The 7,070-nt window shown below is 64.3% G+C and carries 4 protein-coding genes; all 4 read right to left on the reverse strand.

What is annotated here, in order from left to right; all coding sequences use genetic code 11:
• Positions 1-96: 96 nt before the first annotated feature.
• On the reverse strand, positions 97-2,733 hold the full coding sequence (gene alaS / locus VJ923_RS10250) for an alanine--tRNA ligase (protein WP_326441144.1): 2,637 nt from the start codon (positions 2,731-2,733) through the stop codon (positions 97-99).
• A 66-nt stretch (positions 2,734-2,799) separates the two neighbouring features.
• Positions 2,800-4,233 carry an AI-2E family transporter gene (locus VJ923_RS10255; RefSeq protein WP_326441145.1) on the reverse strand — a complete coding sequence of 478 codons (1,434 nt, stop codon included), beginning with the start codon at positions 4,231-4,233 and terminating at the stop codon, positions 2,800-2,802.
• 21 nt (positions 4,234-4,254) lie between these two features.
• The gene (locus VJ923_RS10260; RefSeq protein ID WP_326441147.1) at positions 4,255-5,133 is read right to left on the reverse strand and encodes a DUF948 domain-containing protein; all 879 of its coding nucleotides are present in this window, start codon (positions 5,131-5,133) and stop codon (positions 4,255-4,257) included.
• Positions 5,134-5,282: 149 nt separating this feature from the next.
• Positions 5,283-6,599 carry a replication-associated recombination protein A gene (locus tag VJ923_RS10265; RefSeq protein ID WP_326441149.1) on the reverse strand — a complete coding sequence of 439 codons (1,317 nt, stop codon included), beginning with the start codon at positions 6,597-6,599 and terminating at the stop codon, positions 5,283-5,285.
• Positions 6,600-7,070: the final 471 nt, after the last annotated feature.

Consider the following 7,070-nt stretch of genomic DNA (forward strand, 5'->3'; position numbering starts at 1 on the left):
CTACAGCGTGAGCCTCAAAAGGGCAGTCATAAACGGAGGCCCGGCAGATTATCTGCCGGGCCTCCGGGGGCTAGCGGGCCGAATGGACGTCCGCCGCTACAGAATCATGTTGCGGGCAATTTCCAGGGCGTCGTCGATGCCGTCGAGGTTCTTGCCGCCGGCCTGGGCCATGGTGGGCTTGCCGCCGCCACCGCCCTGGATGGCCGGTCCCATGGCCTTGATGATGGCCCCGGCGTTGAACCCGGCGGCCACTGCCTCGTCGGTGCCGGCGGCCATGAGCACGGGCTTGCCGTCGTTCACCGCGGCCACCACCATCGCGCCCGGGGCGCTCATACGGCTGCGGACGATATCCCACATGTTGCGCATCTGGCCGCCGTCTGTCACCTCGGTGCGGGCGATGATGACCGGGTAGCCCGCCGGTGCGTCCTGCACCTGGGAGAGCAGCGCGGCGAACATGTCGTCGCCCACCATCTCCTTGGCGCGCTTGGCCTTGGCGCGCATCTCCTTCATGGCCTTCTGGTCGGCGGCCACGCGCTCGGACACGTCGAACATCGGCACGCGCAGCGTGGCGGCCGCTTCCTTCAGCTCGGCCTCCACCTTGTTCACGTAGGCGAGCGCGCCGTAGCTCGTCACGGCCTCGATGCGGCGCACGTTGGCGCCCACGCTCGACTCGCTCGTGATCTTCAAAAAGCCGATCTCGGCGGTGTTGGACACATGGCAGCCGCCGCACAGCTCGCGGGACAAGTCGCCCGCCTCCACCACGCGGACCACGTCGCCGTACTTCTCGCCGAACAGGCCGGTAATGCCGGCGGCGCGGGCCTCTTCCAGGGAAGTCTCGTAAATGGTGGTGGGCGTGGCGCTCATGATGTGCATGTTGGCCTCGCGCTCAACCTCAGCCAGCTGCTCGGCCGTAGTGGCCTCGAAGTGGGTAAAGTCAAAGCGCAGGCGGTCGGGACCCACGTAGGAGCCGGCCTGCTTCACGTGATCGCCCAGCACGCGGCGCAGGGCGGCGTGCAGGATGTGGGTGGCGGTGTGGTTGCGCTCGATGGCGGCGCGACGGTTGGCGTCCACGCGGGCCACCACGGTATCGCCCTCGGCCAGGCCCGCCTCATCGGCGCGCACGGCGTGGACGAACAGCCCCTTCTCGGGCGCCTTGGTGTCCAGCACGTAAATGCGGCCCTCACCATTCTCGATGACGCCGGTGTCGCCCACCTCGCCGCCCATCTCAGCGTAGAAGGGCGTGCCATCGAGCACCACCTCGCCGGTCTGGCCGGGAGCCAAGGTGCCCACGCGCTCGCCATCGACGAGCACGGCAAGCACCTTCGCCTCGGCGGCAGTGGCCGCGTACCCGGTGAACTTCGTGGGGCCGAACTCGCGCAGCAGGTCGGCGTAGATGCCGCCGTAAGTGGACCACGCAGCCTCGGCGTCCTTGGCGCCGGCAGCACGGGCACGCTCGCGCTGGGCCTCCATGGCAGCCTCGAAGCCCTCCATGTCCACGGCGATGCCGCGACCCTCGGCAATCTCCTGGGTCACTTCCACGGGGAAGCCGTAGGTGTCGTGCAGGGTGAAGGCCTCCTCGCCGGAAAGCGTGGTGCCCTCCAGTTTGCCCAGGGCATCTTCCAAATAGGCCTGACCCTGACGCAGGGTGGCGCCAAAGCGCTCCTCCTCGGCCAGGATGAGCTTGCGCTCCAGCTCGCGGTTCTCCACGATTTCAGGATACACATCGCCCATGAGGCGGACGATCTCGTCCACGTACTCGTTCAGGAAGTGTCCCTCGACGCCGATGAGATGGGCCTTCATAATGGCGCGGCGCAAGAGGCGGCGCAACACATAGCCGCGGCCCTCGTTGGAGGGCAGAATGCCGTCGGCGATCATGAAGGTGACGGCGCGGGAATGGTCGGCGATGATGCGCAGCGACAGGTCGGTATCGGCGTTATCGCCGTAGGTCACACCGGCCAAACGCTCGCCTACCGCCACCAGGCTGCGCAGCACGTCGGTCTCGTAGTTGGACTGCACGCCCTGCATGATGGCGGCCATGCGCTCCAAGCCCATGCCCGTGTCGATGTTCTTCTTGGGAAGCGGCAGCAGGGTGCCGTCCTCCTGGCCGTCGTACTGGGTGAACACGCAGTTCCAGTACTCCAGGAAGCGGTCGCAATCGCAGCCCGGCGCGCAGTCGGGGCTGCCGCAGCCGAACTCGGGACCCTGGTCGAAATAGATTTCCGAGCAGGGGCCGCAAGGACCGGTGGGTCCGGCGCGCCAGAAGTTGTCGTCCTCGCCGAGGCGGGAGATGTGGTCGTCGGGCACCCCGAGGCTCTTCCAAATCTCGATGGTCTCGTCGTCGTCCTCGAACACGGTGAAGTACAAGCGCTCCGGAGGAAGCTCCAGCACGTTCACGGAGAAGTCGTAGGCCCAGGCGCACATCTCCTCCTTGAAGTAGGCGCCGAAGGAGAAGTTGCCGAGCATCTCGAAGAAGCTCAAGTGGCGGCCCGTAGTGCCGATGATGTCGATGTCGTTGGTGCGCACGCACTTCTGCACCGTGGTGGTGCCGATATAGGGCGCCTCCAGCTGCTTTTGCTGCAGGAAGTACGGCTTGAACTGCACCATGCCGGCGCTCGTCAGAAGAAGGGACGGATCGTCGGGAATGAGCGAGGAGGACGGCATGCGCTTGCAGCCCTTCTCCTCGAAATAGCTCAGGTATTTCTCGCGAATTTCAGCGGTGGTCATATAGTGCATAGGTGTCCTGCCCGTCCTTTACGGTCAAAGAAAACAGTTGTCGGAGATTATAGCGCTACTTAGGCGCTACTTTTTGGGAGACTGCCCGTCGTCGTGGGAGTGGCGCGCCGTCACCTTGCCGTGGGCCTGGGAGTGGATCTTAGGCAGCCCCTTGCGGAACAGCGGCGTGTCCTCCAGCTTGATAGGCTTCAGCGACCCGGTGGTGGTGCCCGGGGAGGTGGCGTCGGCGATGGGGTTCACCTCGTCGTTGTCGGCGGGCGTTCCCTTGAAGAACACGCCATCTTCGGCCACCAGGTGACGGCCGGTGTTCTTCTCGAAGTAGTACACGAACACCGATTTGGCCACCGCCACGAGCGGAATGGAAGCAAGCATGCCCACAAGCGAGCCCATAAGGCCACTCATGGCGCCGCCCAGCGCCGAGCCCACCATCAAGGCGATGAGGGTAAGGGCCGGGTGGATGTCCACCGAGTTCGCCATGATCTTCGGCGAAACGAAGGTGTAAACCAGCTGCTGAATGACAATGGTGCCCACAAGGGCGATAAGCGCCACCAGAGGGCTCACGAAGATGGCCGCGATGGCCGCGAGCGCGCCGCCGAGCCAGGGGCCGATGATGGGGATGATGTTCAGCACGCCGGTGATTAGGCCGAGCACGGCAGCGTTCGGCACGCCGGCCACCTGGAACAGGATGCCGCAGCCCACGCCGATGACCGCGCATTGGAGCAGCGTGCCTTTGATGTAACCGCCCATGACGCGCGTGAGCGTGGCGTGGAAGAACTCGGCGTCCTCGGCGTGCTTGGGACCGATGAGGCGGCGGGTCTCACGACCCATGGCCGGCAGCTCCATGAGAATCCAAAAGGCGATGACGAGCGCAAAACCCAAGGCCATGAGGCCGTTGGCCAACGTCGTGGAAAACGCCACAATGCCGCTCGCGCTGCCCTGGGCCACCGACGAGGCGAAGGCCGCAGCCGACTTCTGCACCTCGCTGATGACGTTCTTCACCGTCTCGTCCTCGAGCACGGGCGCATAGCGGGCATATAGGTCGTTGCCCCAGGCGATGACCGCGTCTACGTAATGGGGCAAGTTCGTGAGCAAGTCGTTGAACTGGGCGTTCAGGCCGAACATAGGCGAGAAGAGCAGAAACCCTATAAGGGCGAGCACAAGCGCCATGACGACGTAGGCGATCGTGGTACCGATGGCGCGGTTCACATGATGTTTTTCCAGGCCGTTTACAATGCCACGCAGACAGAAAACGATGATGACCGTCCAGATGAGGATGGCCACGGGCACCGACAGGATGTTCAAAAGATAGACCACCACGCCGAGCAGCAAGATGCCCGCCACCACGGCCCACAAATCGTAGAACCGCGTGCGGGACTTCGCCTGCTTGGTGCGCGAGAGCGCGTGAGCGGCCGCCGTGGCTGCGGCGGCCGCGGAGCGCGGGTTGTTCACAGAAGCGGGCGCGTCGGTAGCTTTCTGCGCCTGCGGAGCATCGGTGCTCATGAAACCCTCCTCGAAGACACGCTATTCAACCGTGTAGGGGCTATTGCCGACCGGCGCGGGCTTCGCCTGGGCCGCGGCGGCATTGGGATCGATGCCGGCATTGGCGTGAGCCGGCGTGTGGGGCTCATCGGTGTCGGTGTCGGCGTTGGCCACAGCGGCATTGGTGATGGTGCCGGCGGTATCGGCCAGCTGGTCCTCGAAATCTTGCGAGCGCTGCTGGTTGGCGGCATTGGTGGCCTTCACGGCAGCGCGGCGCTCCTTGCCCTCGGCGATGACGGCGCGGGCCGCGTCCCCCATGGCGGAGACGGCGTCGGACACGGTGGCCTGGCGCTCGGGGGCCTTGCCGGCCTTGGAGGCGGCAGCCGCATCGGCGGCAGCGCCCAAGCCCACGGACTCGTCGGAGGCGTAGCGCGGCTTGAAGCGGTTGCGCAGCTTGCCCGTCAGGGAGTTCACCAGATCGATAGGGGCGCTCGTCACGGTATCCACCGCACCAGCGGCCTTGGAAACAGAATCAGTGATCTGGGTCACGTCCTCCAGAATCTGGTCGACCCGCATGAGCTCGAGGTTCGCGGCGTCCACGGTAAGGGACAGGCGCTCCACCAGCGGATCGACACGGCCCACGGCGGGCTTGGCCTCTTCGGCGATCTCGTTCACCTTGGCCAAAAGCGGGTTCACCTGCTCGGTCACCAGCGTGTTCACGTTGGCCACGAGCGGGTCCACCTGAGCAGTAATCTTCTCCACGTTCTTCAGCGTGGGAGTAAGCTCGTTGTGAGCATCATCGATGGTGGAACGGGTCGAGCGGATAGTAAGCGCCAGCTCCACGACGAGCCAAACGAGCACCGCGCCGACGAGCACGTACACCACGGGCAGCGCGATGTTCACGATTCCTGCGAAATCCATGATGAGCCTCCTTATAATTTCGAAGACCAGACTATACCATTACTGGGCACATTCTAATTAAGATGCGCACGGCCTCCATGGAAGGCGCGCCCTCGGTAGCCATTCCGTAAACGGAAGGTGACGCCACGTCAATCGCGAGTGGCCTCGGCCTAGGATTCCGTGCGCCGGTCGCGGGCGGCGGCATCGGTGCGATAGGCCTCCCAGCCGCGCTCGCTCGGCTGGTAGAAGCAGCCGCGCTCCAAACCGTCGGGCAAGTACTGCTGGTCCACCCAACCTGCGGGGTAGCTGTGGGGGTACTTGTACTGCCCGTAGTTCTCAGACCCGGGGCGGTGACGGTCGCGCAGGTAATCGGGCACCTTGCGGGCCGGGCCGTTTCGCACCTCGCGCAGCGCGGCGTCGATGGCGGCCTCGGCGGCGTTCGACTTCGGGGCCAGCGCCAGATAGATGGCGGCCTGGGCCAAGTTGATGCGACATTCGGGATAGCCGATGACCTCCGCAGCGCGGAAGGCCGCCTCGGCCACGAGCAGCGCCTGGGGATCAGCGTTGCCGATGTCCTCGGAGGCAGCGATGTACATGCGCCGGGCGATGAACTTCGGGTCCTCTCCCCCGTCGATCATGCGGGCAAGCCAGTACACGGCGGCATCGGGATCGCTACCGCGCATGCTTTTGATGAACGCGGAGATGATGTCGTAGTGCATGTCCTTGTTCTTGTCGTACGGCAGCGCCCGATGGGGCGTGGCGGCGCGCACCATGGCCTCGGTGATGGTGACCGGCGCCTCCTTCGTGCCCGGCGCCACCATGCCCGCTGCCAGCTCCAAGGTCGTAAGGGCCCCGCGGCCGTCGCCGCCGGCCAGCATGACGATGGCGTCGCGAGCGGCATCGTCCAGCGCGTAGCAACCGCCCAGGCCGCGCCCGTCGTTCACGGCGCGGCCCACCAGCTCGGCGATTTCCCCATCGGCAAGAGAGTGCAGCTCCACCACCCGCGAGCGGGAGATAAGCGCGGAATTCACTTCGAAGAACGGATTTTCCGTCGTGGCCCCCACAAGCACCACCAAACGGTCTTCAACCGCATGCAGCAACGCGTCTTGCTGGCTGCGATTGAATCGGTGAATCTCGTCCACGAACAGAATGGTGCGCAAGCCCCCCATTACGAGACGCTTCTCCGCCGCGTCAATCTCGCGGCGCAAATCGGACACCGTGCCGCCGATGGCGGATACCTCTACGAACGTCGCGCGCGTCGATTCGGCGATAACATGGGCGAGCGAGGTTTTACCCGTGCCCGCCGGCCCGAAAAGGATGACCGAGCTTAAGGCATCGTTTTCGATAGCGGCTCTCAGCCAGCTGCCCTCGCCCACGGCCTCCGTCTGCCCGACCACCTCATCGAGCGACCGCGGCCGCATGCGCACCGCCAACGGCGCCACATCCATCTTTCGATCGTTTTCCATTGCTGTAAACAGAGTATCCATAGTCCGTAATGGTACCACGCCAAGCCATCAAATAATAGAACAAATGTTTTTAATAGACTCAGGGATGCGCCCAAGGAAGTCAGCGAGGGTTCGACAGGTGCCCGCAATCGTGCCGAAAGGCGGCTGAGCGTACTTCGTTACGCGAAGGAAAGCCTTGAGGTGCGAGGGCAGGTGCCTGTCGGAGCCGCAGCGTCGACAGGGGAAATTGCCCTGCAATTTCCCCGCAAAAAAGAAGCGGCCCGGCGGAGGGGGCCGCCGGGCCAGAAGGAGGGGGGATGCGACCCTCGCGGGGCCGCTTTCTGCTTTAAAGAGACAAAGCAGGCAAGTGATCGGAGGGGGTTGTCTCACTTGCTGACGTCAGTATAACAGCCGCCCTTGAATTCCCTATGATGGACCCATGGTGAACTTGTGGATTCAGAGGCTCATCGTTAAGTAATTCTTCATATTTAAGAAGAATTCCCACCAGCGGCA

It is taken from the genome of Adlercreutzia shanghongiae (assembly GCF_035830635.1).
GTDB classification, from domain to species: domain Bacteria; phylum Actinomycetota; class Coriobacteriia; order Coriobacteriales; family Eggerthellaceae; genus Adlercreutzia; species Adlercreutzia shanghongiae.